This is a genomic window from Kribbella voronezhensis, from assembly GCF_004365175.1.
Classification (GTDB): domain Bacteria; phylum Actinomycetota; class Actinomycetes; order Propionibacteriales; family Kribbellaceae; genus Kribbella; species Kribbella voronezhensis.
In genome coordinates this window covers 2715191-2740917 of record NZ_SOCE01000001.1, presented here as the reverse complement: position 1 = coordinate 2740917, position 25727 = coordinate 2715191, and the positions used below count along the sequence as shown (strand labels likewise).

Annotated in this window: 29 protein-coding genes; 15 read left to right on the top strand and 14 right to left on the bottom strand. The window is 68.1% G+C overall.

The genetic code is table 11. The annotated features are described in order from the left end of the window. Positions 1–81 precede the first annotated feature (81 nt). Positions 82–1848, top strand: a complete 1767-nt coding sequence (locus EV138_RS12410) for a bifunctional metallophosphatase/5'-nucleotidase (RefSeq protein ID WP_133978837.1) — start codon at positions 82–84, stop codon at positions 1846–1848. A 107-nt stretch (positions 1849–1955) separates the two neighbouring features. Here the strand turns inward: EV138_RS12410 and EV138_RS12405 are convergent, their stop codons facing one another. Then, the gene (locus tag EV138_RS12405) at positions 1956–2264 is read right to left on the bottom strand and encodes a hypothetical protein (protein WP_133978835.1); all 309 of its coding nucleotides are present in this window, start codon (positions 2262–2264) and stop codon (positions 1956–1958) included. A gap of 245 nt (positions 2265–2509) precedes the next feature. Then, entirely contained in the window at positions 2510–3220 is a 711-nt protein-coding gene (locus EV138_RS12400; RefSeq protein WP_133978833.1) for an MtrA family response regulator transcription factor, read from the bottom strand. 162 nt (positions 3221–3382) lie between these two features. Between EV138_RS12400 and EV138_RS12395 the strand changes: the two genes are divergently transcribed. Together EV138_RS12395 and EV138_RS12390 are read left to right on the top strand one after the other, a co-directional pair. Beyond that, positions 3383–3622: a MoaD/ThiS family protein gene (locus EV138_RS12395; protein WP_133978831.1), complete on the top strand. Its 240-nt coding sequence runs from the start codon at positions 3383–3385 to the stop codon at positions 3620–3622. A 258-nt stretch (positions 3623–3880) separates the two neighbouring features. Next, a complete protein-coding gene (locus tag EV138_RS12390; RefSeq protein ID WP_238158084.1) occupies positions 3881–5257 on the top strand; it encodes a hypothetical protein in 1377 nt (458 codons plus the stop codon). On the opposite strand, the gene EV138_RS12385 is transcribed toward EV138_RS12390, so the two are convergent. The 5 genes from EV138_RS12385 to EV138_RS12365 all read right to left on the bottom strand — a co-directional run bounded on the left by EV138_RS12385 (position 5220) and on the right by EV138_RS12365 (position 8199). Further along, on the bottom strand, positions 5220–5834 hold the full coding sequence (locus tag EV138_RS12385; protein ID WP_133978829.1) for a hypothetical protein: 615 nt from the start codon (positions 5832–5834) through the stop codon (positions 5220–5222). The two genes, EV138_RS12390 and EV138_RS12385, sit on opposite strands and share 38 nt — an antisense overlap. After that, positions 5831–6409, bottom strand: coding sequence for a hypothetical protein (locus tag EV138_RS12380; RefSeq protein ID WP_133978827.1), 579 nt, complete (start codon positions 6407–6409; stop codon positions 5831–5833). Before EV138_RS12380 ends, EV138_RS12385 begins: the two co-directional genes overlap by 4 nt. Continuing rightward, a complete protein-coding gene (locus EV138_RS12375; RefSeq protein WP_238158083.1) occupies positions 6406–7032 on the bottom strand; it encodes a hypothetical protein in 627 nt (208 codons plus the stop codon). The genes EV138_RS12380 and EV138_RS12375 overlap by 4 nt, the downstream gene beginning before the upstream one ends. A gap of 116 nt (positions 7033–7148) precedes the next feature. Continuing rightward, positions 7149–7574 carry an alternative ribosome rescue aminoacyl-tRNA hydrolase ArfB gene (gene arfB / locus EV138_RS12370; protein ID WP_133978825.1) on the bottom strand — a complete coding sequence of 142 codons (426 nt, stop codon included), beginning with the start codon at positions 7572–7574 and terminating at the stop codon, positions 7149–7151. Between the two features lie 4 nt (positions 7575–7578). Continuing rightward, on the bottom strand, positions 7579–8199 hold the full coding sequence (locus tag EV138_RS12365; protein WP_133978822.1) for a TetR/AcrR family transcriptional regulator: 621 nt from the start codon (positions 8197–8199) through the stop codon (positions 7579–7581). Positions 8200–8266: 67 nt separating this feature from the next. Here EV138_RS12365 and EV138_RS12360 point away from each other — a divergent pair, with 67 nt between their 5' ends. The 7 genes from EV138_RS12360 to EV138_RS12330 all read left to right on the top strand — a co-directional run bounded on the left by EV138_RS12360 (position 8267) and on the right by EV138_RS12330 (position 13570). After that, the gene (locus EV138_RS12360; RefSeq protein WP_133978820.1) at positions 8267–8761 is read left to right on the top strand and encodes a quercetin 2,3-dioxygenase; all 495 of its coding nucleotides are present in this window, start codon (positions 8267–8269) and stop codon (positions 8759–8761) included. A gap of 44 nt (positions 8762–8805) precedes the next feature. Next, positions 8806–9279 (top strand): TlpA family protein disulfide reductase, encoded by a 474-nt coding sequence (locus EV138_RS12355; RefSeq protein ID WP_202866699.1) that lies wholly within the window; start codon positions 8806–8808, stop codon positions 9277–9279. A 52-nt stretch (positions 9280–9331) separates the two neighbouring features. After that, entirely contained in the window at positions 9332–10168 is an 837-nt protein-coding gene (locus EV138_RS12350; protein ID WP_166678564.1) for an RDD family protein, read from the top strand. A gap of 299 nt (positions 10169–10467) precedes the next feature. Beyond that, positions 10468–10920 (top strand): DUF4395 domain-containing protein, encoded by a 453-nt coding sequence (locus EV138_RS12345; protein WP_133978816.1) that lies wholly within the window; start codon positions 10468–10470, stop codon positions 10918–10920. 30 nt (positions 10921–10950) lie between these two features. Next, positions 10951–11799 carry a sulfurtransferase gene (locus EV138_RS12340; RefSeq protein ID WP_112247744.1) on the top strand — a complete coding sequence of 283 codons (849 nt, stop codon included), beginning with the start codon at positions 10951–10953 and terminating at the stop codon, positions 11797–11799. Positions 11800–11801: 2 nt separating this feature from the next. Next, a complete protein-coding gene (locus EV138_RS12335) occupies positions 11802–12098 on the top strand; it encodes a DUF1416 domain-containing protein (protein ID WP_112247742.1) in 297 nt (98 codons plus the stop codon). A 245-nt stretch (positions 12099–12343) separates the two neighbouring features. After that, positions 12344–13570: a choice-of-anchor P family protein gene (locus tag EV138_RS12330; protein WP_133978814.1), complete on the top strand. Its 1227-nt coding sequence runs from the start codon at positions 12344–12346 to the stop codon at positions 13568–13570. Between the two features lie 620 nt (positions 13571–14190). Here EV138_RS12330 and dtd read toward each other — a convergent pair. After that, entirely contained in the window at positions 14191–14616 is a 426-nt protein-coding gene (gene dtd / locus EV138_RS12325; RefSeq protein ID WP_133978812.1) for a D-aminoacyl-tRNA deacylase, read from the bottom strand. Between the two features lie 94 nt (positions 14617–14710). On the opposite strand from dtd, the gene EV138_RS12320 reads away from it, so the two are divergent. Then, on the top strand, positions 14711–15541 hold the full coding sequence (locus tag EV138_RS12320; RefSeq protein ID WP_133978810.1) for a beta-keto acid cleavage family enzyme: 831 nt from the start codon (positions 14711–14713) through the stop codon (positions 15539–15541). On the opposite strand, the gene EV138_RS12315 is transcribed toward EV138_RS12320, so the two are convergent. Both EV138_RS12315 and EV138_RS12310 read right to left on the bottom strand, forming a co-directional pair. After that, positions 15478–16086: a hypothetical protein gene (locus EV138_RS12315; RefSeq protein WP_133978808.1), complete on the bottom strand. Its 609-nt coding sequence runs from the start codon at positions 16084–16086 to the stop codon at positions 15478–15480. The two genes, EV138_RS12320 and EV138_RS12315, sit on opposite strands and share 64 nt — an antisense overlap. Next, positions 16083–17252, bottom strand: a complete 1170-nt coding sequence (locus EV138_RS12310; RefSeq protein ID WP_133978806.1) for a molybdopterin-dependent oxidoreductase — start codon at positions 17250–17252, stop codon at positions 16083–16085. Before EV138_RS12310 ends, EV138_RS12315 begins: the two co-directional genes overlap by 4 nt. A gap of 411 nt (positions 17253–17663) precedes the next feature. Between EV138_RS12310 and EV138_RS12305 the strand changes: the two genes are divergently transcribed. Continuing rightward, positions 17664–18227 carry a hypothetical protein gene (locus EV138_RS12305; protein ID WP_238158082.1) on the top strand — a complete coding sequence of 188 codons (564 nt, stop codon included), beginning with the start codon at positions 17664–17666 and terminating at the stop codon, positions 18225–18227. Continuing rightward, entirely contained in the window at positions 18227–20005 is a 1779-nt protein-coding gene (locus EV138_RS12300) for a putative sodium/potassium/calcium exchanger (protein ID WP_133978804.1), read from the top strand. The genes EV138_RS12305 and EV138_RS12300 overlap by 1 nt, the downstream gene beginning before the upstream one ends. Positions 20006–20044: 39 nt before the next feature. Here EV138_RS12300 and EV138_RS12295 read toward each other — a convergent pair whose 3' ends face one another. Continuing rightward, the gene (locus tag EV138_RS12295; protein ID WP_133978802.1) at positions 20045–20407 is read right to left on the bottom strand and encodes a DsrE family protein; all 363 of its coding nucleotides are present in this window, start codon (positions 20405–20407) and stop codon (positions 20045–20047) included. A gap of 162 nt (positions 20408–20569) precedes the next feature. Here EV138_RS12295 and EV138_RS12290 point away from each other — a divergent pair, with 162 nt between their 5' ends. Further along, positions 20570–21064, top strand: a complete 495-nt coding sequence (locus EV138_RS12290; RefSeq protein ID WP_133978800.1) for a heme-binding beta-barrel domain-containing protein — start codon at positions 20570–20572, stop codon at positions 21062–21064. Between the two features lie 37 nt (positions 21065–21101). Here EV138_RS12290 and EV138_RS12285 read toward each other — a convergent pair whose 3' ends face one another. After that, complete coding sequence (locus EV138_RS12285) at positions 21102–21782, bottom strand: response regulator (RefSeq protein WP_133978798.1); 681 nt, start codon at positions 21780–21782, stop codon at positions 21102–21104. Beyond that, positions 21775–23031 carry a sensor histidine kinase gene (locus EV138_RS12280; protein ID WP_238158081.1) on the bottom strand — a complete coding sequence of 419 codons (1257 nt, stop codon included), beginning with the start codon at positions 23029–23031 and terminating at the stop codon, positions 21775–21777. The genes EV138_RS12285 and EV138_RS12280 overlap by 8 nt, the downstream gene beginning before the upstream one ends. 349 nt (positions 23032–23380) lie before the next feature. Between EV138_RS12280 and EV138_RS12275 the strand changes: the two genes are divergently transcribed. Beyond that, positions 23381–24778, top strand: a complete 1398-nt coding sequence (locus EV138_RS12275) for a cation:dicarboxylate symporter family transporter (RefSeq protein ID WP_133978794.1) — start codon at positions 23381–23383, stop codon at positions 24776–24778. A 138-nt stretch (positions 24779–24916) separates the two neighbouring features. Here EV138_RS12275 and EV138_RS12270 read toward each other — a convergent pair whose 3' ends face one another. After that, entirely contained in the window at positions 24917–25624 is a 708-nt protein-coding gene (locus EV138_RS12270; RefSeq protein WP_133978792.1) for a hypothetical protein, read from the bottom strand. Positions 25625–25727: the final 103 nt, after the last annotated feature.

The window sequence follows — 25727 nt, the reverse complement described above, 5'->3', positions numbered from 1 at the left end:
GACATTGGCCGGGCACGCCGTCGCGGGGTAATTTTCCCGGAACCGCGCACCAGCGGTGATCGAAACGACGACGGAGAAAACATGGCCTTCACAGGACGAGACAAGAAGTGGCTGAGTGGACCGAGGGCCGTCGGCCTGGTGGCCGCCGGTGCCGCTGTGGTGCTCGGGCTGGCCACGGGGGGAACCGTGACCCAGGCTGCGCCGGCGAGACCCAAGCCGACGCACACCCAGATCCAGCTGCTCGCGATCAACGACTTCCACGGCAACCTGGCACCGAACCCGGCCACCAGTTCGAGTGGCAACGTGAACGGCACGCCCGCCGGCGGCGCGGAGTACCTGGCGACCCAGCTGGACCTGCTGCGCCGGTCCGCCCGCGCGCAAGGGCAGGAGACCGCCACGGTCGCCGCGGGTGACCTGATCGGAGCTTCGCCGCTGCTGTCGGCCGCGTTCCACGACGAGCCGACCATCGAAGCGATGAACGAGATGGGCCTGGACGCGACCTCGGTCGGCAACCACGAGTTCGACGAGGGGTACAAGGAACTTCTGCGGATGCAGAAGGGTGGCTGCCTGAACGACGGCGACGGCCAGAACAACCAGAACTCCTGCCCGGACCACAAGTTCGAGGGCGCGGACTTCAAGTACCTGTCGGCCAACGTGTTCTACGAGAACACCGGCAAGACCCTGTTCGCGCCGTACACGGTGAAGAAGTTCCGCGACGGCCAGAAGGTCGCGTTCATCGGCATGACGCTGGAGAACACCCCGAACATCGTCACCAAGTCCGGCGTTCAGGGGCTGGCCTTCAAGGACGAGGTCGAGACCGCCAACGCGCTGGTGCCGAAGCTGAAGAAGCAGGGCATCGAGGCGATCGTCGTCCTGATCCACGAAGGCGGCCTGCCGTCCGACCCGAAGGCGTTCAACAGTTGCCCCGGCATCTCGGGCCCGATCACCGACATCGCCAAGAACCTCGACCCGGCGATCGACGCGGTCGTCTCCGGTCACACCCATCAGTCGTACAACTGCTCGATCAACGACCCGGCGGGTAAGCCGCGGCTCGTCACCAGCGCGTCCTCGTTCGGCAAGATCGTCACCGAGATCCGGCTGAGCATCGACAACGCCACCCACGACGTGGACCGGCTGAACACGATGGCCAACAACCACATCGTCACCCAGGACGTGCCGAAGGACCCGCGGCTGACCAAGCTGATCACGAAGTACCAGACCCTGGTCGCGCCGATCGAGTCCAAGGTGATCGGCCACATCACCACGCCGTCGGTCGTGAAGACTCCGGACGACTCGCAGGAGTCGCCGCTGGGCAACCTGATCGCCGATGCTCAGCTGGCCGATCCGTCCACCGTCACGAACGGCAAGACACCGGTGGTCGCGTTCATGAACCCGGGCGGTATCCGGGCGGATCTCGCCTCGACCGGAGGCGCGGTCACCTTCGGCGCCGCGTTCACCGTGCAGCCGTTCAACAACTACCTGGTCTCGATGGACATGACCGGTACGCAGATCAGGGCCCTGCTGGAGCAGCAGTTCTCCGGCCTCAACCAGGCGTCGAACAAGGTGCTGCAGGTCGCCGGCATCACCTACACCTACAACCCGGCCGGGACGCCGGGTGCGAAGGTGGTCGCCGACTCGATCAAGATCGCCGGTCAGCCGCTGGTCGACGCCACGACGTACCGGATCGTCACGAACAACTTCCTCTCCGACGGCGGCGACGGCTTCCCGGCCTTCACCACCGCGACGGACAAGTTCTTCGGCGGTCTCGACATCGACGCGTTCGCCAACTACCTCACCGCCCACGACCCGTACACCCCGGGCCCGACCGACCGCATCAGCATCTCCTGAGCTCACCCGCCGGGGTCTGTTGACCGTACGCCGGTACGCCGGCCGCCCGCCGCGCTCCATCCCGAGCGCGACGGGCGGCCGTGTGGCGTCTCGGGCTGATCCGGTGGCTACATCAGGAACCTGACGATGACGAAGGCGAGAGCAAGAGCGGTCGAGAGGGCCGCCTTGCCGGAGCCGAGGCCTCGGCGGAGGGCGGCGCCGAACACGGCGATGGTCAGCGGGACCAGCATGACCAACAGCGTGACCCCGGCCGCGTGAACGCCGACGTGGGCGCGGCCGATGAGTACCAGGCCGAAGATCAGTGCGAACGTGAGTCCGAGCCAGGTCATGGTCTGGATCGGCCCGTCCGCGGTGCGGTCGCCGCGATGTGAAGCGCGGGTCGCGCGGCGGTGCGAAGTCGGAGCAACGTGCGCCATCGGTCACCTTCCGTGAAAAGACCGAATACGCACGGTAGCAGCAAAAACACGCCTTGGTCCAAGGTGGATTTTCAGCCCGCTTCGAGCGCCGGCGACGTACTGGCGAGCGCTGGGTGCACCGACGGACAGGAGGTCCGTCCGTGACGCCTGCTGGGCGCCCCTCCCGTGAGCGTGGCGGCCGGGCGTCAGGCCCAGTACCTCCTGCCCGTCGGTACGCCCGCGCAAGGCGGTCGGAGGGTGGCGGCTCAGACGGTGGTGTCGGCGGTTTCGCGTTGGGTGCTGGGTGGGATGACGAAGCGGTAGCCGACGTTGCGGACGGTGCCGATGAGGGATTCGTGTTCGGGGCCGAGCTTTGCGCGGAGCCGGCGGACGTGGACGTCGACCGTGCGGGTGCCGCCGAAGTAGTCGTAGCCCCAGACCTCCTGGAGCAGTTGCTCGCGGGTGAACACCCGGCCGGGGTGCTGCGCGAGGAATTTGAACAGCTCGAACTCCTTGTACGTCAGGTCGAGCGCGCGCCCGTTCAGCTTCGCCGTGTACGAAGCTTCGTCGATCACCACGTCACCACTGCGGATCAGCGAGGTGTCCGGGTCCTCGTTCCGCGCGGCGGCCAGGCGGCCGATGACGAGCCGGAGCCGGGCCTCGATCTCGGCCGGGCCGGCCGTGTCGAGCAGGACGTCGTCGGCGCCCCAGTCGGCGTTCACCGCGGTCAGACCGCCTTCGGTGACGACGAGGAACAGCGGGACGTCGATGCCGGTGGTCCGGATCAGCCGGGAGACGCCGCGGACCGTGACCAGGTCGCGGCGGGCGTCCAGCAGGACCGCGTCCGCGTCCGGCGCGTCCACGAGGGCGGCGACCTCGGACGGCAGGATCCGGATCTGGTGGGGCAGCAGGGCGAGCGAGGGCAGCACCTCGGTGGAGGCCTGCAGCGCGTTCGTCAGCAGAAGCAACGTGCTCACGCTGTCTCCTTGTGCTGGTCGGCGGATCGCTGGTGAGTGATCCGGGCCTTATGCACGTCAGGCCCCAGCGGCGTCATTGCCGGGGGCCCGAGACACACTGGTTTGGAACAGCAAGCTGACATAATACCGGAAGACTTAACCGATTAGTGAGGCTCCTCCCACATGCCGGAAGTGACCATCAGGTACTTCGCCGCCGCGCGCGCTGCAGCGGGGGAGTCCACGGCGACCGCGCAGGCGGGTTCGCTGAAGGAGCTCGTCGACACGGTTTCGGCCGATCGCCCCGAGCTCGCCCGGGTGCTCGGCATCTGCAGTTTCCTGGTCGACGGCGACCGCGCAGACCTCGACACTCCCCTCGACGACGGCGCCCTGGTAGACGCCCTCCCACCCTTCGCGGGCGGCTGAGCGACGTAGACGCCCTCCCACCCTTCGCGGGCGGCTGAGCGACGTAGACGCCCTCCCACCCTTTGCGGGCGGCTGAGCGACGGAGCTGCGCGCTTCCGCTGCGTCCGTCGTCGGTGGCCGAGCTGGCGTGTGCCCGCCCCTGCTCTTCCTTGCTGAGTTTAATCGTTTGGGTGGGTGTGGGGAGTTAGTTATCCACAGGCCGGGTCCGCAGGGTCGAGGTGTGCGCTTGGCGGACCTGGGGGGCGGTAGGTTTTGGGGGTGGCACAGGAGTCGGGGGATTTGCTGACTACGGTCGGGCGGGCCGGGGCGTTGTTCGGCAGGGCCTGGCCTCGGTTGTTCGCTGTGTTCTTGATCGCGCAACTCGTGCATCGCGGAGTGCAGTGGGTCGCGGTGCAGGCCGGTGCGAAGGCGGAGGCCGCGGGCATCGCCGTACTGGCGCTGGTCGTCCTGGTGTCGCTGGCCATGTATGTATCGATGTTCCTCGTACTACGGGGTGAGTTGCCCTTTCATCGCAGGGCTGTAGCCGAGGGTGTGCTGGCTCCCGACGGGATGGAGCCTGGCAAGGAGCACCGGCCGCTTGACGCCATCGCGTCGGCACTCCTGCCGTTCCTGGCCTTCTACGCGGCGTACAAGTTCCTCCAGTCGGAGGCGATGGACTACGAGTACAGCCTCGCCGTTCACCGGGTGAACGAGATCGGCGCCACCGTCATGAACGGCGGCACGGTCGCCGCGCAGCCGACCGGGCTGCATGCGCTGTCCACCTGGTTGTTCATCGGGCTGGGCGTCACCGCGTACCTGCTCAGGCTGGTCTTCAAGAAGCGCAAGGGAACCGACGGCGGTCCGGTCCGGAAGTTGTTCGTCACCTATCTCGAGGCGTTGTGGATCTTCGTCGTCGCCTACCAGGCCACGTCGTTCATCCCCTCGCCGAAGACCTGGTTGAAGGAGCGGCAGGTCTGGTTGTGGGTGCACGACTCCTACATCTGGGTGCTCGATCACGTGCTCGGTGTGGAGAAGGTCCGCGAGGTCTGGGACTCCGTCACCGGATTCCTTGCTGCAGGCATCGGTGATCTGTGGAGCGCGGCCGTGCTGCCGCTGATGTGGATCACGATGACCGCGGTGATCTACGGCCGGGCCGTGCACAAAGCCGAGAAGCCGCAGCAGGTGCGCTGGCGGTTCGACCGGATCACGCACCGCTGGCAGCGCACGCCGCAGATCGTCCGCGCCGCGGGGAATTCGATGGTGTCGGACTGGAAGGACCGCTGGACGCCGGTGATCTCCGCGTTCCGCCTGGTGGCCCGCTCGGGGATCCGGCCGATGCTCGGCTACTTCCTCGCCTGGGCAGTCGTCACGTACCTGGCCGGCGAGGTCGGGATCATCCTGCGCGACTACGTCCTCGGACCGCACTCGCTGGAGTTCTGGAAGGTTATCGACGAACCTCTGAGCCTGGTCACCGACGGTCTCAAGATCGCCTTGCAGATCAGCTTGCTCGCGGCGGCGTACGACCGGATGATCGGCGGTCTCGCGGGCTACCTGCGGCCGCGGACGAGGGCCGTCGTCCCGTCGCCGGACGACAACAGCGTCACCGACCTGACTGCCGCTACCTCGGGAATGCCAGATAGTGAGGCAGTGACGTAGCCCAGGTGATCGTCGGCTGCACAGTAGCCGCGACCTCCTTCGGTACGACGAACACCGCCACCGTCTCGAACGGCTTCCCCGCCTTCGGTTTCACGTAGTACTGCGCGATCGCCGGCGGCCGGAAGCTCTGGACCTTGTCGTCGTACCCACCGGTGCAGCCCGTCGGCCGGTCCTGGAAGGCGTCCTCCAGGATCGACTCGTCCCATGTCCGCCCATCGGGTGCCCGCAGGTGGATCTGGCAACCGCCGAGACCCTTCTCCAGGTTGGACAGGTCGTCCACCCGCAGCCGGAAGTACACCCGCACCCGAACCGTTCCGGCCGGCAGTTCCGCCGGGGTGTCGCGTTGATCCGACTGCTCCGGGTCGACCTCCGTGGTCGCGGCGTACCAGGTGGCACCCATGTACGCCGTACCGCCGGCCGCGACGACGATGGGGTCGCGCGGTTCGGAGTTGCGCCAGGACTCGTAGTCGCTGTGGGCGAAGACCCAACCAGACAAGGGGATCGCGGCCACCAGCGACAGCAGGGCGACCGTGTTCGTGCGCAGCCAGCCGTGCCGGGACCGCCGGGCGGCGCTCACGAGGCGTCCGCGGTGGTGAGAACGGCCACGTCCTGACGCAGACCGTCCAACTGGTCCTTCTTCACTCCCAGCGAGATCGTTGCCTGCGGCTCCAGATCGGTGAAGAACGGCTTCTCCGTCACCAGCAGGACAGCGCCAGGCAGCTTGTCGGCCGGCATCTCCACCACGAACGAGCCACGGGCCGGGATGTCGGGCGCGAACTGGAACCCGGTCAGGTCGACGTCCTGCAACCCACTGCGGTTGGAGCCGAGATAGAGGTAGCCGTCCGAGGTACGGATCTGCACCTTGCCGAGGTGGATCGGCTCCTTGGTCGCCTTGACCGTGGCGTCGATGACGACGAAGTCCGACAGGGTGTCGCGATCCGGGGTCGTCCTGGGGACGCGCAGCTTCTTGCTGATCCGGACCGTGTCGACGGTGAGGTCGAAACGAGGCGTGTGGACGGGCTTGCCGATCACCCCGTTGACGGCGACCGGCTGCTGGAAGTCCTGCTGGGTCGGTGTCCATCGGTACAGCGCGACGATCGCCACCAGTACGAAAACCGTGAGACCGACGTTCACGATCCGCCGGCCGCTCATTTGACCACCTTCACGGGCACGGTGCTCTCGGCGGCGAGCTTGTCGGGATTCCATTTCTCGTGGTGATCCAGGACGGACTCGTCGACGTGCTCGTAGCCCTGGACGGTGAGCTTCACCTCGGCCGGCGTTTTGGTGGCCTTCGGCAACTTCCAGACGTACGCGACCTCTTCGGCGTACCCCGGCGTCAGCACTGGGTCGCGGGTCTGGTCCCGCACATTGGTCGTGCCGAGCGGTGCGTCGGTGTCCTTGATGCCCGGTACGCCGATCAGCCGGATGAGGCCGTTGCCGTCGTCGCCGGGGCGGACACCGGTGTCGTCGGTGAGCTTGAGCTTGGTCACCACCGCGATCAGCGTGCCGCCCGGGTCCGGGGTGAACAGCGGTTTGAGGTCGGGCACGACGACAACCCGGTCGATCGTCACCTCGAACCGCCCGGCGTCGATGGGCGTACCGGCTGCTACCTGCGGCGTCTGGTCGGCGGCCTTCTTCAGCCCGCCGAATGCCGCCGATATCGCCAGCAGGACGATCGTTGCCCCGATCACCCAGGTCCGGAGTGTCCGGCCGCGCACCTTCACATCGCGAAGATCCGGCAGTTCCTCCGGCTCCGCGTTCCCCGTTTCCTGCACGAGCGGAAGCCTAACGACCCCTGGGGACCAACTGACGCCACCAGCCGTCCCTTGTACGAGCGGCACCGGTTGAGGAAAGCGCACCCTCGACGTGTTCGGGAAGGAAGTCGTTGGCGTCAGTCGAACGGCCGGCCGCGGAGGCGTTTGGTTTCGCTGCGGCGGCGTTTGTCCTCGGCGCGGCGGCGGATCGCGTTCTTGCTCGGCCGGGTCGGGCGGCGCGGGCGGGGTGGTGCGGCGATCGCCTCGCGGAGCAGGTTGGCCAGCCGGATCCGCGCGGCCTCGCGGTTGCGCCACTGGGACCGTTGCTCAGAGGCAGCGACGGTCAGTACGCCGTCCACGAGGCGCGACGCGAGTCGCTCGAGCGCGCGCTCACGCAGTACGTCGTTCAGGGCTGTGGTCGCGGCCACGTCGAAGCTGAGCTCGACCCGGCTGTCCGTGGTGTTCACGGACTGGCCACCGGGCCCGCTGGAACGCGAGAACCGCCATTCCAGCTCCGACTCGGGGATCACCACCCCCGCCCGCACGACCAGCCCGTTGTCCATACCGCTATTCAACCGGAGCCGGCGGAAGGTGCCCGGCCAGGGCGGAGTGCAGCATCGCCTGGGCCGTCCAGCTCATCGTCTCGACGGCGTCCTCGCGCGACAGCCGGGCGACGTCGGTCAGCCAGCTGAGGGCCTCGATGCCGACCGCCGAGCGGATCGCGATCGCCAGCCGATGGATCGCGCCGTCCGGAAGCTGATCCGCGAGGGGTGCGAGCGCTTCTTCGAACCACCCGATGGCCCGCCCCTGGCGCAGCGGCAGTGCTGCCCGTTCGACCGGGTCGGCTTCCAGGGACAGCCGGAGCATTGTTCGTTGCTGCGCCTCGGTTTCGACGATCAGCCCGAGGAAGGTCCGGATCGCCAGGTCCAGCCGGTGCGCGAGCTCGGCCGGCGGATCGGCGGGCAGCATCGAGGTCGCGTCCGTCTCCGGGTGGGCAGCGGCCAGTAGCGCGCGCTGATTGGCGAAGTACCGGTACGCCGTGGGGCGGGAGATCCCGGCTTCGGCCGCCGCCTCCTCGATCGTCGGCGTCACGCCGCAGGCGACCAGCGTTTTCGCCGCCTGGACGAGGGCGTCCCGGGTCCGCTGCTTCTGCCGGGTCCGCCCGCCGGCTTCGTACGGTGTTGACACAGCGCTCATGATACCGCAGTCTCGTGGTGAGACTCTAGTCTCACAAACTTGGAAGGCGGGGAGAGCGATGGCTGTGAGCAAACTGCGGGACGCGATCGTCAGGGCGGCCGACGAGGGGGACCGGCGCTGGTTCTTCGGCGGTGGAGCGCATCGCTGGATGGCCACCGCGACCGAGACCGACGGGGCGTATCTGTTGTTCGAGGACAACATGGAGCAGGGCAAGACGACGCCGCTGCATCTGCATCCGGAGGCCGACGAGTCCATGTATGTGCTGGACGGCCGGATCCTGATGTACCTCGACGGCGAGCAGCGCGAGGTCGGCCCGGGCGGCCTCGTTCTGGTCCCGCGCGGGATGCCGCACGCGTTCCTCGTGGTTTCGGAGACCGCCCGGGTGCTCTGCCTGCTCACCCCCGGCATCGGCCAGGAGTTCTACTGGGGAGCGAGCGAGCCGTTCGATCCCGACCAGCCCGGTGTGGTCGATTTCGGCCGGATCCACGCCTCCGCGCAGGCCAACGGCGGCATCGAGATCCTCGGCCCGCCCCCGTTCGGGTCCAAGGGATGAACGTGCGGTTGAGCTGAAAGAGCACCGGCGTACCGTGGATTGTTGTGAGTCCTGGGATCATCGTGCTGGTCTGTGCGGTCGCCGTCGGCGTCGGTCTCAGCGTGTTCAAATCACGGTTCGACGGGCGCTTCCGCGGGACGCACCCGGTCAGGAAGGCAGCGGTGCGAGAGCAGGTCGAGAGCGACGCGGACGACAAGGTTCGGCTGACCGAGGATGACCTCGGGGTCGAGCTCGGCGAGCGGGCGACGTTGCTGCAGTTCTCGTCCGCCTTCTGCGCGCCTTGCCGGGCGACCCGGCGGACGCTCGCCGAGGTCGAGTCGATGGTCGAGGGTGTCCGGCACGTCGAGCTGGACGCGGAATCGCACCTCGACCTGGTTCGCCGGCTGGACATCCTCCGTACGCCGACCGTGCTGGTCCTCGACGCGACCGGCGCCATCGTGACTCGCGCCAGCGGCCAGCCTCGCAAACCCGATGTCATCGCCGCCCTGGGTGTGGCGGTCGACCACCAGCCGCGCTGAGTTCTCACTGCCTGATTACTCAGACGACCTCGGTGTGCGGGATGCTGTGCCGGTGAGCTTTCCGCATGGCTGGTACGACGATCCCAAGGACCTGTCCTCGCAGCGGTACTGGGACGGCACGGCGTGGACCGATCACCGCCGCCCGCGGCCGGGCCCACCGCCGTACGAGGGCGAGTTCGGTCGGCCGCAGCAGCAGCCGGCCCAGGCCCCGCAGTACGGACAACAGCAGCACTACGGCCAGCCGCAGTACGGACAGCCTCACCAGGGGCAGCCGCAGCACGGCGGGCCGCAGTACGGCCAGCAGGGCTTTGGTTATGGGCCCGTGGTGCCGGCGACGCCCGATGGTGTGCCGTTGTCGGGCTGGTGGAAGCGCGTCGGGGCGAGGTTCCTGGACGGCTTGATCGTCATGGTCGTGAGCCTCCCGCTCACCGGCTACTTCTGGTACCACTACCTGCAGGCGGCTCTCGACTACGAGAGCGACATGTTCGACAGTGCGCGTGCCGGTTCGACGCCGCGGTTCAACACGACACTGCCGTGGGACGTCTACAAGTGGATCCTGCCGGCCACCGGGATCGCCCTGCTCGTGTACTTCGTCTACGAGTTCTTCTTCCTCACCAGGAAGGGCGCGACGCCGGGGAAGATGGCTGTCGGCATCAGTGTCCGGCTCCGTGACGTCGCCGGTCCGCCGACCCCGGTCGCCGTCCTCAAGCGCTTCGGCCTGTACGGCGCACTCAGCATCCTCGGCGCGGTCCCGTTTGTCGGCACCCTGTTCGGACTGCTGGGACTGCTCGACTACCTCTGGCCGCTCTGGGACGACAAGAAGCAGGCACTGCACGACAAGGTCGCGGACACCAACGTCGTCGTCGGGAACCAGACCCGCCACCGCTGACGCACAACCGGTCACTCAGCGTGTGTCTTCTCGCATAGTGATCAGTTGTCTCAAGCAGTGGGACAATCGGATCCGGGCCTGCCGGCTTTCCGTACTCTCGGTGCCGTGGAGTACACGACATGGCTGACCAAGCGCAGGGCAGTGGACAACTGCCGCATGCGCTCGTCCCTGTGTCGTCCCTGCTGACCAGGCGGCGTCTCGAACGCTCCGGAACCGGTCGCTGAGCACGGTTCCCAGTACGTCGCCTTCCGCGTCTTCGGGCGGACCCGGCTCGTTCCACCTCCCACCGGAGAGTCGTCATGTCCAGTCGGACGGCAGCACAATCCCAGGTCGACCCCCGCGGACTCCGCTTCGCGGCCGGCGTCACGACGGTTGTCCTCGCGTTGACGCTGGTACTGAACAGCCCGTGGCCGCTGGCTGTTCAGGCCGTCGTGTTCGCGATCTCGGTCGCGTTCGGCGTCCAGGCCTCGCCGTACGGGCAGCTCTTCAAGCGGCTGATCCGGCCTCGCCTCGATCCGCCGAAGGAGACGGAAGACGCCACGCCGCCCCGGTTCGCCCAGCTGGTCGGGCTGGTTTTCGCCGTCATCGGCCTGATCGGCTACCTGGCCGGTGCCGAGGTGCTCGGGGTGGTCGCCACCGGTTTCGCCCTGGTCGCCGCGTTCGTGAACGCGGCGGTCGGGCTCTGCCTCGGCTGCGAGGCCTATCTGCTGATCCAACGCATTCGTACGCCAAGCACCGCTACTACTACCTGAACCGCTACTACCACCTGAGGAGCAGCACACATGAGCAGGGAATCCGCGCTCGTCTCGGCCGACTGGGTCGAGGAGCACAAGTCCGACGAGAACGTCGTGCTGATCGAGGTCGACGAGGACGTCTCGGCGTACGACGCCGGTCACATCGCCGGTGCGATCAAGATCGACTGGCAGGACGATCTCCAGGACCCGGTCCGTCGTGACTTCGTCAACCAGGAGCAGTTCGAGGCACTGCTGTCGTCGCGCGGCGTCGGCAACGACGACACCGTCGTGCTCTACGGCGGCAACAACAACTGGTTCGCCGCGTACGCGTACTGGTACTTCAAGCTCTACGGGCACAGCGACGTCCGCCTGCTCGACGGCGGCCGCAAGCGCTGGGAGCTGGACAGCCGCGAGCTGACCGACGAGGTCGTGAAGCGCGAAGCCACGCAGTACAAGGCGAAGCCGCAGAACCTCGACATCCGCGCGTTCCGCGACGAGGTCAAGGACGCCATCGGCGTGAAGAACCTGGTCGACGTCCGCAGCCCCGACGAGTACGCCGGCCGGCTGCTCGCCCCGGCCCACCTGCCGCAGGAGCAGGCGCAGCGCGCGGGTCACATCCCGACCGCGGCCAGCATCCCCTGGAGCAAGGCGGCCAACGACGACGGCACCTTCCGTTCCGACGACGAACTGAAGACCCTGTACGCCGACGCGGGCGTCGACTTCGGCAAGGACACCATCGCGTACTGCCGGATCGGTGAGCGCTCGGCGCACACCTGGTTCGTGCTGCACGAGATCCTCGGCCAGGAGAACGTGAAGAACTACGACGGTTCGTGGACCGAATGGGGCTCGCTGGTCGGCGTACCGGTTGCCCTCGGCGACGAGCCCGGGAAGGCCTGACCATGTGCGGAGCGAAGCAGGGTGGCCTCGACCTCAAGGGTGTCGACGTCGACAAGGAAGCCGTGATCCAGGGCCAGGTACTGCGCGGCGAGGAGCCGGTCGGCGGCGCCTACGTGCGGTTGCTGGACTCCACTGGTGAGTTCACGGCCGAGGTGCCGACCTCGGCGACCGGGCACTTCCGGTTCTTCGCGGCGCCGGGCTCGTGGACGTTGCGGACGCTGGCCCCGAAGGCGGAGCCGGTGGACCGCCAGGTCGTGGCGCAGTACGGCGAGGTCGCCGAGGTGGCCGTAGCCGTCTGACCCCGTCCCCAGGAAGTAGTAGCAGGCCCCGAAGGGCCCGGACCTTGCGCGTCCGGGCCCTTTCGGCATTTCTCTAACGCACAAACGACTTTCGCCGACAAGACCTCGCAGTTCTCGACCATGGAGGCTATGTAACGGTTTGATCTCGGAGGGCGCTCTTCTCGTTACCTACCGCGACCACCTGAGTTGTGTCTGTGTCCTGGCCCGCTCGTTAGGGTCACGTCATCACTCAGGGAGGAGGGGTCATGAGACCCCGCATCGGATACAAGAAGCTTGCCGCGGTCGGCGTCGCCGCCGCCGTCGGCGTGGTTTCTACGATCGCATTGACTTCGGGCTCGGCGTCCGCCGCCGAGGTCTTCGGTTACAGCGGTTACTCGATCGGCACCGACGCCAAGAGCGGGCTGGTCAACAGCGGCCCGCAGGTGCTCAGCCAGATCAGCTGCACCACGAACCCGCACGCGTCGCAGAGCAACGACCTCGCGACCGCGAACGTGAACAACCAGGCCGTCGCGAAGACGGTCACCACCGACACGCACTCGTTCAACGACGCGCGCGGCAACGGTGTGACCAGTAACGCGACCGCCGCCGACATCCGGCTCGGCAGCCTGCTGCACATCACGGGCGCGAAGACCACGACCACCGCGTGGTACAAGGACGGCAAACTGCAGTACACGGGCAGCACCACCTTCGCCTCCATCCGGATCGGCGCCGTGTCGCTGCCGAACCTGCTGAACCCGAAGCCGAACACCAAGATCGCGATCCCGGGTCTGGGCTACGTCGTGCTGAACCGCGTCGGCGGTGTCAAGACGAGCACCGGCATCTACTCGTACGCGCAGGCCGTCGTCGTGCACGCGAACGTGCGCAACCAGTTCGTGCCCGAGGGTGTCGACGTCGCGATCCTGAAGACGCGCGCCGAGGTCACCACCCCGTCCATCGCGATGGTCACGGGCGAGGCGTACGGCACGAAGGCCAACGTCGACAAGCTGGTCACCTCCGGCCCGACGTCGTACCAGGCCACCTGCCAGGGCACCGAGGGCAAGACCGTCCGGGTCTCCGTCGGTGAGCTGAACATCCCGCGGGTCGCGTTCGTCGGTGCTGTCACCACCACCAAGAACGGCTACATCGGCAAGGACAAGGCCGCCATCACCTTCACCTCGAAGACGGCCAGCGTCAAGGTCGGCAACCTCGCCATCGGCGCGATCGAGTCGTCGGCGTCCGCGTGGAAGACCAAGGACGGCAAGGTCGGTCTGGCCTACAGCTCGGACGTGGTCTCCATCCGCGTCGGCAACAAGGTCTACTCCGTGCCGAACCAGCCGAACGCCACGCTGAACATCCCCGGTATCGCCAAGCTGACCTTCAACCAGGTCGTGCGCAAGGACCGGTTCATCTCTGTCAACGCCCTGGTGATCGACGTCTACAGCCTGAACACCAAGGTGATCGTGGGCCACTCGGCCGCCGGTGTGATCGGCTGATCAAGCCGGCCACCACCCCACCCTGAGTCGAACCTCACCGATTCAGACGGGCACCACCCCGGACCCCCGGTCCCGGATCCCACCGATCCGGCCCGGGGGTCCGTCTTGTCCGTACTACGCGCTGCGCGCCCCGCGCGTCCCCACTTCCCGGGCTCCCCACGCGCTCCCCGCGTTTCGCGTTCCCCGCGCTCCCGCGTTCCCCGCGCTCCCGGGTCCCGCGTTCCCGGGTCCCGCGTTCCCTGCGTTCCGCGCTCCTGCGCCTCCCATGCTCCCCGTGCTCCCCGTGCTCCCGCGCGTTCCGCGCTGCCCGCGTCCCTGCTCCCGCGCGTTCCGCGCGCCCCCGCGTCCCCGTGCTCCCGCGCGTTCCGCGCCCCCGTGCTCCCGCGCCTCCCGTGCTCCCGCGCGTTCCGCGCCCCCGTGCTCCCGCGCCTCCCGTGCTCCCGCGCGTTCCGCGCCCCCGTCCTCCCGCGCCTCCCGTGCTCCCGGGCGTTCCGCGCTCGCCGCGCTCGCCGTGCTCCCGCGCGTTCCGCGCTCGCCGTGCTCCCGTGCTCCCGTGCTCGCCGTGCTCCCGCGCGTTCCTCGCGTGGCAGTCTGCTCTGGTGGGTTTTGCTTGTTGGGGTTCAGTTTTCGAGGGTGAGGGTGACGGGGCCGTCGTTGACGAGGGTGACCTCCATGTGGGCGCCGAAGCGGCCGCGAGCGACCTTGGCGCCGAGATCCTCCAGGGCGGCGCAGAACGCGTCGTACAAGGGTTCCGAGATCGGACCGGGTGCGGCCGCACTCCACGAAGGGCGCCGGCCCTTCCGCGTATCGGCGTACAAGGTGAACTGGCTGATCGCCAGGATCGGCGCGCCCTCGTCGGAGCAGGACCGCTCGTCGCGGAGGATCCGCAGCGTCCAGATCTTGGCGGCGAGTGCGGCCGCCTTCTCGACGGTGTCGTCGTGAGTGACGCCGAGCAGCACCAGCAATCCCGGCTCGTCGATCGAGCCGACCACCTCGCCCTCGACGACCACCGAAGCTCTCGTCACCCGCTGCACAACAGCTCTCATGGGCAGAAGTGTGCCATTCGGGAGAATGTCCGGTATTCGCGCCCACAGACCGGCAAATATCTCGTTTCACCTCCGGATCTGGCACGATTCGTTCATGACGTCGACGTTGCTGACCGTTGCCCCCACCGGTGCCGAGACCGCGAAGGCCGACTGCCCGGCGCTGCCGACCACGCTCGAGGAGCTGGTCGAGACCGCGAAGCGCTGCGAGGCCGCCGGCGCGGCGATGATCCACATTCACATCCGCGACGGTGAGCACCGGCCGACGCTCGACCTCGGCCGGCTGCGCGAGACCGTGACCGCCGTCCGCGAGAACACCGCGTTGATCGTGCAGTTGTCGACCGGCGGCGCGGTCACCGACCCGTTCGAGCATCGGCTGCGGGTCCTGGACGCGGCACCGGACTCCTGCTCGCTCACGATGGGTACGGTCAACTTCGGCGACGACGTGTTCATGAACCCCTGGCCGTTCGTGACCGAGCTCTACCGGCTCACCCAGGAACGCGAGATCGTGCCCGAGTTCGAGCTGTTCGACCTCGGTCATGTCGCTGCGCTGCACCGATTGCTGGACAAGTTCGGCCTGCCGTACGGCGGCAAGGTGCACTGCGATCTCGTCATGGGCGTCCCCGGCGGCATGCCTGGTACCACGGACGCGTTGGTTGCCGCAGTCAACGGTCTTCCGTCGGCCGTGACCTCGTGGTCCGCCACCGGAGTCGGACGCAGCACGCTGCCGGTCGCCCTGGCGGCGCTCTCCAAGGGCGGCCACCTGCGGGTCGGCATGGAGGACACGTTGACTCTGGCGAAGGGCAAGCCCGTTTCGCACAACGCGGAACTCGTCGAGCGGGCTGCCGCGCTGGCGACGCTGGCTCAGCGTCCGCCGATGAGCCCGGACGAGGCCCGTGACCTCCTGAACGTCAAGCGTCTGCGCTGAATCACCGCCACTACGGTTCCCGTCAGCAGGATTGTGGCCTCCAGCAACAACCAGTCGAGAAGGTAATTGCGGGGCAGCACCGTCGGGTTGACGCCCTTGCCCTGGCGGATCAGGAGCGGGATCGCGACGAGGGTCGTGATGCCGGCGTACAGGATGGTCGTGCGCACCGTGGTCACCAAGCGGTGCCGATCGGGGCCGGTCGACCAGCGGGTGACCAGCCACCCGACGGCCAGGGTGAACGGCATCAGGAGCAGATCGTCGACCACCACCGCGCCGCCCAGCCAGAGAGGCAGTCTCAAGAGCGCCCCGCCGGTGACGGCTTGCAGTAATAGCCGCAGTCCCCAAAGCCCGACTCCGACTCCCAGCACGGCGAGCGCCCCACGAACAAGCAGGGCGCTGTTGGCCCGATCACCTTCGCCTCCAGCGCGGGGGGAAGTGGCGCCACTGGCGGTCGTGCCGTCGGCGCTGCGCTCGCTTGGCGGGACGGCTGCGCCCGCGGCGGCGCTCTCCGCCGCAGTGGCACGGTCGGCTGGGCGGCTCGTCATGCGAGCACCTCCAAGCGGTGGACCCACTTCGTCTGCAGGACTCCGGGGCGGTTCGGGGCGATGATGCGGGCAGGGAAACCGTGGTCGAGGTCCAGATCGTCGCCGTTGAGCTTGAGGGCGAGCAGGGTGAGGGGATCGGACGCGAACTGCGGTGGCAGTTCACTGGTCGCGTAGAAGCCGCCCTTCTCCATCGAGACGACTCGCAGCCGCGCGTCCTCGGGGGCTCCGCAGAGCTTGAGGAGGTCGCGGATCCGGATCCCTTCCCAGTGGGCGCCTTGGCTCCATCCCTCGACACAGGCGATCGGCAGGTTCGACCGGCTCTGCGGCAGGGCACGTAGCTCGTCGAGAGAGTAGGAAAGCTGCTGCGGTCCCTGCACCGTGAAACGCCAGTCGGCGTCGACCGCGGTCACGCCGGCGTCCTTGGCGGTGCGGTTGATGGGCAGGCCTTGCGGACCGACGTTTGGCCTGCGGGGAGCCAGTACTGCGATGGGCCCGAACGCCGGGACCGATTGACCGATCGAGGCGATGCCGACGAGGGTTCCAGCGCCCACCACGGTTCGGAACAGGCCTCGCCTGGTCAGCCCGGTGATTGCTGGCGGCAACGATTCGGAGTGCGCGGCGATCGGCGTACGGTCTGCTGGGGTGGCTCGCCAATGGGCCGTGATGAGCGGGAGTTTGACGGCGAGATGGACGAGCAGGGCGCCGATGATGATCCAGGCGAGCGCGTAGTGGGTTTCCTTGAAGGGGAACGGCCAGGGATACCACTGGAGGGTGTTCAGGAAGCCGATGAACAGTTCGAGAGCCATCGCCGCGACGAGGACGAGGATGGACAGACGCTCGATCACTGTGCCGAGCGCTTTGCGGCTCGGCGGCCACGGAAGCTTGGCGAAGAGCTTGGGATAGACGGTCCACAGCTTCGCGAGGAGGAGTGGGACCGACACGGTGCCGGTCAGCACATGGAGGCCCTGCGTCACGCGGTACAAGGAGGCAGGCCGCGTCGGGATGTCCAGCCAGCTGGGCGTCTGTTGCTGGAGATGGCTGAAGAGCCCGGTGAGGAAGCAGATCGCCACGGCGATCCCCAGCCAGCGGCCGATCATGGTGGCCGTGCGCGGGTGATGCAGCGGCGACGGGAACGACTTCTCCGTCGGCGGATCGGGCAGCTTCATGCTTCCCATCACAGCGCAGGAATCCGTACGCCGGTGCGCGCCACCGATTACTGCTCACGAACGCCCGCCGCCCCACCCCACCGCCCCACCCAGCACAACCCCCACCCGCTTACCTTCCACAAACACCTTCACCCCGAGAAGTCACCCTCGAACCATCTCGCCGTAGGTCTGTCGCCCCATCCCTCTCCTCCCGCGCTGCCCGGCGGGTGTCGACCTGCCCAGTGGGTGTCGCGCCGCCTGTCGCGCTGCCCGGCGCCCTCCTCTCCCGGTCGCCTTGTGCGGCTGGTGGGCGTTTCCGTGGCTGGGTCGGTGGCAGGAGGGGGATCCGGGGTGGTGGGGTGGTGCGTCTTCTGCGCGGTGGCACCGGGCGGCTCTAGGCTGGGGAGGTTCGGATCGAGAGGAGCGGGACAGGTGAGGACGCAGCAGCGGTCGTCGGACGACGACGAGCGCGCTATGGCCGACCTCGCGGAGGTGTACGACTGGAACCGGGTGTGGGGACCGCCCGAGACCGGTCTGGACGCCATCCGCGCGCTGGTGTCGCGGGTGACTGCCGCCACCGGCTGGCGTCCCTGGGCTCCCGGCAACATCGACCCCGACCGGTACACCTGGGGCCTGGTCACCCGGCGCGAGACCGTGATGCTGGTGCTGCCCGACGCGGTGCTGCCCGACAGCCCAAGGAGCGGCTGGTCGGCGTACGACATCGAGGCCGACGAGGTCGAGCTGGCCGAAGAGGGCCTGGACGATCGCTGGCCGGGGCAACTGGCGCTGGCGCGCAAGCACTGGGGCGACCCTGTTTTCGTTGGCCCAGGCAACGATCCGCGGATCCCTGATGAGTGGCGTGATCGCCGCCGTCACCTGGCGGTCTGGCTGCGGCCGGGCGCCGAGCTGCACCTGTACGCGACCCAGCCCGAGGCCGGAAAGGCGAACGTTTCGGTCGGTTTCGGGTATTCCGTTTATGCGAGCGAGGTGGCCTGATGGCGTCGATCGAAGAGGACCTGCTGAGGGACCTGTACAAGATCTTCCGGAAGCTGACGGCCAGGCTGCTGCGCAACCGCCAGAGCCGGCCGAACTCGAACCGGGACCGCGAACTCCGCGTCCTGATCGAGGAGTTCCGCAACATGCTGCAGGAGCACCAGGAGGCGAATCGCATCTACCAGGCGCTGTCGCCCGAGGAGCGGCAGCAGGTTCGCGAGCGGCTGGCCCGGCAGATGCAGGAGGATCTGGATCGCGGGCGGACGGACGACCTCGATCCCGAGGTACGGCGTGAGGTCGACGACCTGAACGCCGATCGGGACGGGGATCGGGGCGACCCGGACGACACCGCGCGTCGTGATGCCGAAGCCGAGGCGGAGGCGAACCGGACGGACCTGAACCGCGACGGTGTCGACGATGTCGAGAACCAGCGCGACACCACCGAGGATCAGCAGAACGAGCGCGACGACCAGGCGGTCGACGAGGAGCGCGAAGAGGTCGACGAGCAACAGCGCGACGAGGCCGAGAACGAGCGCGAGGGTGAGGGCGAGAACGAGCGCGAGGAAGAAGAGCGCTCTGAGCAGGACCCGGAACGCGACGGGCCGAGCGTGGTGCCGGCGGCGGCTGCGGGTGCGGCCGCTGGGGTGGCGGCCGAGGAGTTGGCCGAAGAAGCCCGCGAGGCGCAGGCCGAAGCCGACCAGAGCCAGCCCGGCCAGCAGACCGACCAGCCCGACCAGGAAGCGGACCAGCAGGGCCGGCAAGCCGAGCAGCCCGAGCAGGAGCAGGACGGCCAAGGGCCGATTGTTGCCGAGGACGGTGCTGTTGAGCCGGTGATCGGGGCTGACAACGAGCCGGAGCGGCAGCAGGCTGAGCAGGAGGCTCAGGAGCAGGACGGTCAGGGGCCGATTGTTGCCGAGGACGGTGCTGTTGAGCCGGTGATCGGGGCTGACAACGAGCCGGAGCGGCAGCAGGCTGAGCAGGAGGCGCCGGAGCAGGACGGTCAGGGGCCGATTGTTGCTGAGGATGGTTCGGTGCAGCCGGTGATCGGGGCTGACAACGAGCCGGAGCGGCAAGCTGAGCAGGAGGCGCTGGAGCAGGACGGTCAGGGGCCGATTGTTGCTGAGGATGGTTCGGTGCAGCCGGTGATTGGGGCTGACAACGAGCCGGAGCGGCAGCAGGCTGAGCAGGAGGCCGGGGAGCAGGACGGGCAAGGGCAGATCGTCGCGGAGGACGGGGCTGTTCAGCCGGTGATTGGGGAGGACAACCAGCCCGGTCAGGAGCAGGACCAGCGGCAGGAGCAGGAGCAGCCTGGGCAGGACGGGCAGGGGCAGGAGGAGCGGGGGGATGCTGGGCCGCAGCCTGGTTTCCCGACGGGTGGGGATCAGCGTGCTGCCGCCGAAGCTGAGCAGCAGAACGCGCGGCCGGAAACCCAGGCCGAGCAGGACCGGCAGGAGAACGCGCAGCAGCCGGCGGATCCGCTGGAGGCGCGGCTGGCGGAGGATCGTCAGACGTACCAGCAGAACGGCCAGACCCAGAACGGCCAGAGCCAGAACGGTCAGAACGGTCAGGGACAACGCGGGCAGATGTCACCGCAGGAGCAGGCGAACGCTGATCGCCTGTACCGCGGCGGCCAGGTCTCACCTGCTCAAGCCACCCGGCAGCAGGGCGAGCCCGCAGTCGCGGGCCGCGGTGGTCAAACAGCCGGCCAGCAGCACCAGCGCTCGATGGACCGCAGCGGCCGCGGCAACGACACCGGCGGCCGCACTCCCAACGGCGACTGACCCAACGCGACGGAGGCGCCGCAGTGGGCGGTGTACGGGTTAGTAGACGATTGCCTGAGCGTTGTCTGTGAGGATTTCTTCGGTGAAGGCGGGTGCGCCGGCGATGCGGGTGCCTTCCAGGAGATCGTCCTGGGTGAGGTCGCGGCGTTTGGCGCATTGGGTGCAGACCGTGAGGTGACCACCGGCCAGTACGCCGGCCAGCAGGTCAGCGAGTGGCGCTGCGTGCGGCAGTTCGAAGGCCTCAGCGCGGCCCGGTACTGCGAACCACACCGCCTCTCCGGTCAGCCACAGCGACACCTCGGCGCCGGCGGCCACTGCCGTCGCGGCCACGGTGAAGGCCTGGTTCGCGCGCTCGGGTTCTTCGGCACCTGCGGTCAGCTTGATCACCAGCGTGCGGGACATCACGCCACGGTAGCCGAGGACGCCCGGGCGATCGCCTAGACTGTCGGACGTGCTGCATGTCGTCTTCACCACCCTGCTGGTGCTCGTCACCCTGTTCATGGGCTGGTTCTCCGTGTTCGTCGTCTACCGGCTGCTCCGCGGTCGCAGCGCGAGCTGACGGCAATGGCCTTCGAGATCCCGCAGGACCTGCATCCCGATCTGATGCCGCTGGCCTGGTTGCTCGGCCGGTGGGAGGGGCGCGGGCACGGCGACTACCCGACGATCGAGAAGTTCGAGTTCGGGCAGCAGATCGACTTCAGCCACAACGGCAAGCCGTACCTGCACTACGTGAGCCAGACCTACGTGGTCGGCGAGGACGGCACCAAGGAGCGTCCGCTCGCGGTCGAGACCGGGTTTTGGCGTCCGAAGCCGGACAACAAGCTCGAGGTCGTGCTGGCGCACCCGACCGGCTTCGCGGAGATCTGGTACGGCGAGATCGACGGCGCCAAGATCGAGATGCGGACCGACGTCGTCGCCCGCACCGCCACCGCCAAAGAGGTCGCCGCCGGCCACCGCCTGTACGGCCTGGTCAAGGGCGAACTCATGTGGGCCTACGACATGGCCGCCGAAGGCCAGCCCCTGCAGCCCCACCTCTGGGCCACCCTCATCCGCGCCTGACCTGCTGCCGGTCTTGGCTCCGGCAAGGTTCAAGCGGTCAGCTCTCCGAGACCCAGGAGTATTCGACCTTGGGGCGGCCGCTGCGGCCGTCGTAGCGTTGGGTGCGGAGGGCTTGGCCCTGGTCGGCCAGGTGTTCGAGGTAGCGGCGGGCGGTGATGCGGGAGGTGCCGAGCGAGGCGGCGACCTCCTCGGCGGTCCAGCCTTCGCGGTTGCCCAACAAGGTCACCACTCGATCGAGAACCGATCCTGCCAGGCCTTTCGGTACTGAGGAAACAGTTGCTGGGTGCAACAAGCGGTCGACCTCGTCCTGGTCGGCGACGACCTGGCCGGATTCGGCGGAGCGTCGCTGCCGGGCATAAGCACTGAGCCGATCCCTCAACGTTTCAAAGGCAAACGGCTTCAGGACATATTGCACGACGCCGATTCGCGCGGCGGCCTGGACGGCGGCGACTTCTCGGGCAGCGGTCACCATCACGACGTCGGTTTGGTTGCCTACAGCACGCATCCGGCGTACTACGTCCAGCCCGTGGCCGTCCGGCAGGTTCATGTCGAGGAGGACCAGATCGACCTGCTGCTGGCTGAGGACCTGGAGCGCGCGGGCCGCAGTACCGGCGATTCCCAGGCAGCTGAAGCCGGGGAGGCGGTCCACGTAAGTGCGATGGGCCTCGGCGGCGACCGGGTCGTCCTCGACGACGAGGACGCGGAGTACGTCAGGCACTGGCGCTCACCGCTCGCGGCAGCCGGACCCGGACGGTGAGGGCCGGTACTTCGTCGAGCTCGGAATCAGGGTCCACCATCAACGTTCCCTGCCAGCGTTCGACCGTACTGCGAACCAGGACCAGCCCGAGTCCGTGGCCCGGCTCCGCCTTCGTGGTCCAGCCGCGCTCGAACATGCGGGCCAGTTCGGTCGCGCCCAGTTCCGCGCCGGTGTTGGTCACGGCGAGATCGATCGCGTCCGGCGTCGTACCGGCCTTCAATTCGACGTGTCGCGGGGCCGGTCCACCACGGGCCGCCTCGATCGCGTTGTCGAGGAGATTGCCGACGACGGTGACCACGTCCTGGGCGGGGAGGCGGGTGTTGAGCGCCTCGGTGCCGAGCTCGAGGGTGAGCAGTACGCCGCGTTCCTGCGCCTGGGCGAGTTTGGCGAGCAGGAGCGACGCGAGCACGGGGTCCCCGACGGTGCCGACGACGCGGTCGGTCATCGCCTGGGCGAGCTGCAACTCCGAGACCGCGAACTCACGCGCTCGCTCGGGGCGGCCGATCTCGATCAGGCTGACAACGGTGTGCAGACGGTTCGAGGCCTCGTGGTTCTGGGCCTGCAGGGATTCGGCGAGGCTGCGTACGGCGTCCAGTTCGCCGAGCAGCGCCTGCAACTGGGTGTGGTCTCGCAGCGTGACGATCCGGCCGGACCGCGCCGGCTGCTGGTTGACCACGACGACCCCGTTCGCGCCGAGGTGCAATTCGTCGTACGCCGTCCGGCCGGCGGTCAGGAGCTCTGCCAAGGCGACCGGTAGGTGCAGCTCCTCGATCGTGCTGCCGGTCGGCACGTCGCGCAGGCCGAGCAGGCGGCGGGCCTCCTCGTTGACGAGCTGGACGCGGTGCTCGGCGTCGAGCAGGAGCAGGCCTTCGCGAGCCGCTCGGAGTACGCCTTCGTAGAAGTCGAGCATCCAGGCCAGGGACTGGGTGCCCATGCCGCGGGTGGCGCGGCGGACCCGCCAGGTGACGAGCGCGTTGCCGGCGATCGCGACGCCGAGCATCAGGCAGGCGATACCGAGCATCGAACGCAGCTCGAGCTGGATCAGGTCCCACCAGCCGGGTGGGGTCGTGCCATTCGCGGCGGCGTCGCGGTCGGCCTGGGAGCGGGCCCGGCTGACCAGGGTGATCCAGACCATCACGATCAGGACCGCGACCGTGGCGGACTGCAACCAGAGCACCTGGCGACGCAGTTCGGACGGACGGCGGTTCACCCCGACATTGTGCATTCCAGTGCTCCAACTGGTCGCATCACAGTTCGGTGACCGCTGTGTGGGTGCGAAGGGAAGGAAGGCGAGGAGGGCTGCTCGAACTGGTCGCATCACGGTTCGGCGGAGGGTGGGTGGGAAGGGAAGGGAAGGAAGGCGAGGAGGGCTGCTCGAACTGGTCGCGTCACAGTTCGGCGACGGACGGGTGCGCCTGCGGGGGCGCACCGCGCGGCGGGGATGCGGCCGGGAGCTGCGAACGATATGAACGAAATGCGCAGTTCGCCTGTGCGTCACGTCACAGTTACTGAGGACCGGCCGTCCGCCCGCTTCGTTCTACGCAAGATCAGGAGTCGCCATGTCGAGCCCGACCCCCACCCGACCGACACCGGTCCGTAACGACCGGACCCACTTCCTCTACATCGCCGTCATCGTCGCCGTCGCCCTGGGGATCGGCGTCGGCCTGTTGTTCCCGGACTTCGCGGTCGAGCTGAAACCGCTCGGCACCGGGTTCGTGAACCTGATCAAGATGATGATCAGCCCGATCATCTTCTGCACGCTGGTGCTCGGCATCGGCTCGGTCCGCAAGGCGGCCAGCGTCGGCAAGGTCGGCGGTCTCGCGCTCGGCTACTTCCTGGTGATGTCGACGGTCGCGCTCGCCATCGGCCTGGTCGTCGGCAACCTGGTCAAGCCCGGGGCCGGCCTGAACCTCACCGACGCGCTCCGCAAGACCGGCCAGCAGCAGGCCAAGGGCGCCCACGAGGGCACCACCGACTTCCTACTCGGCATCATCCCGAAGACCATCCTGTCCTCGCTGACAGAAGGCCAGGTCCTGCAGGCCGTGTTCGTCGCGCTGCTGGTCGGCTTCGCGCTGCAGACGATGGGCAACGTCGGTACGCCGATCCTGACCGGCATCGGGCACCTCCAGCGGCTGCTGTTCAAGGTGCTGTCGATGATCATGTGGGCCGCTCCGGTCGGCGCCTTCGGGGCCATCGCGACGGTCGTCGGCGCGGCCGGCGGGCAGGCGCTGCGCAGCCTGGCGATGATCATGATCGCCTTCTACATAACGTGTCTGCTCTTCGTGGTCGTCATCCTCGGCACCATCCTGCGCGTCGTCACCGGGGTCTCGATCTTCCAGTTGCTGAGGTACCTCGGCCGCGAGTTCCTGCTGATCGTGTCGACCTCGTCGTCGGAGACGGCGCTGCCGCGACTGATCGGGAAGATGGAACACGTCGGGGTCAGCAAGGAGGTCGTCGGCATCACGGTCCCGACCGGCTACTCCTTCAACCTGGACGGGACCGCGATCTACCTGACGATGGCGTCGCTGTTCATCGCCGAGGCGATGGACCAGCCGTTCTCGATCGGGCAGCAGATTTCCCTGCTGGTGTTCATGATCGTGGCCTCGAAGGGCGCGGCCGGTGTCACCGGCGCGGGCCTGGCGACGCTGGCCGGCGGTCTGCAGTCGCACCGGCCGGAACTGCTCGACGGCGTCGGTCTGATCGTCGGCATCGACAGGTTCATGTCTGAGGCTCGCGCGCTGACGAACTTCGCCGGCAACGCGGTCGCGACGATCCTGGTCGGCCACTGGGTCGGAGCCTTCGACAAGGAGCAGGCGCGCCAGGTGTTCGCCGGCGAGGACCCCTTCGACGAGGAGGCCTTCGCCGCCGGTGACACCCACGGCGGTGACGTCCAGGAAACCGCCGGGGTCCCCGTGACCGCATCCGCTGCGGTGGACGGACGTCCCGGCGACCACTAGACCATCTGTCCCACCCCTCAGCGCTGCCCGCCGGCTCTCTCCTTCCGCCGAGAGCCGACGGGCAGCGCGCTGCCCACCTGTACTACGCACCACCTGGCGGACGCAGTACGGACGTCTTCTGTGCTGCGTGCTGCCGGATCATCTGATGGGCGGGACGTCCCAAGCGTCGTCCGGAGTGCGCAGAGTGGCGACTGCGCAGTAGGCGAAGCTGATGGTCATCAGGAGCCAAGCGGCCATGTCCACGACCGGCTGCTGCAGTACGACGAACGCGACCACATGCGCGGGAGTGGTGAGCAGCATCGCGACCCACCCGAACGTCGGAATACTGCCGCGCAACGCGAACGCCATCAGGATCGCCCCGAGCACGTGACCCAGTACGAACAGGCCCGTGCTCACGCCGGCCAGCCCGGATGACCACATCTTGTCGATCACCGCCGCCGCGGTGTCGCGCTGGTCGGCCGGCAGTTGAGCGCCGATCAGGAACAAGTTGTCGACCGCACCCATCGCCCATGCACCGAGGTACGCGATCAGGTTCACGCCCAGCGCGATCGTGGTCAGCACCGGCCGACGACGCCGGGAGAGCCGAGCGGCCGCGAGGAACGCCGGTACGACGGTCACGATGCCGATGTAGCCCAGCAGAGCGAAGACGAACTGGCGCTCCGGGTTCGTTGCGATCTGGTCCAGCGCTCGGCGCGTGTTGTCGTCGTTGGTCTGGAACAGCCGCCCGATGCCGACACTGGTCGCGGGCACCACCAGGACGAGCGCGGCGACGCGCCGGCGGAACCGTCGTACGTCGTGGACCCGGACCGCCGGTGCGGCGGCCGCGGTTGGTTTGAGAGTGGTCATCGTCCCCTCCGGAAATGTTGAAGTCTTCCGATCGTGGAAGGACGGCACGACGGCCGGCAGTGCAACACCTCCCAGGCGTGCCGGGTGGTTGCCCGGCCGGGCC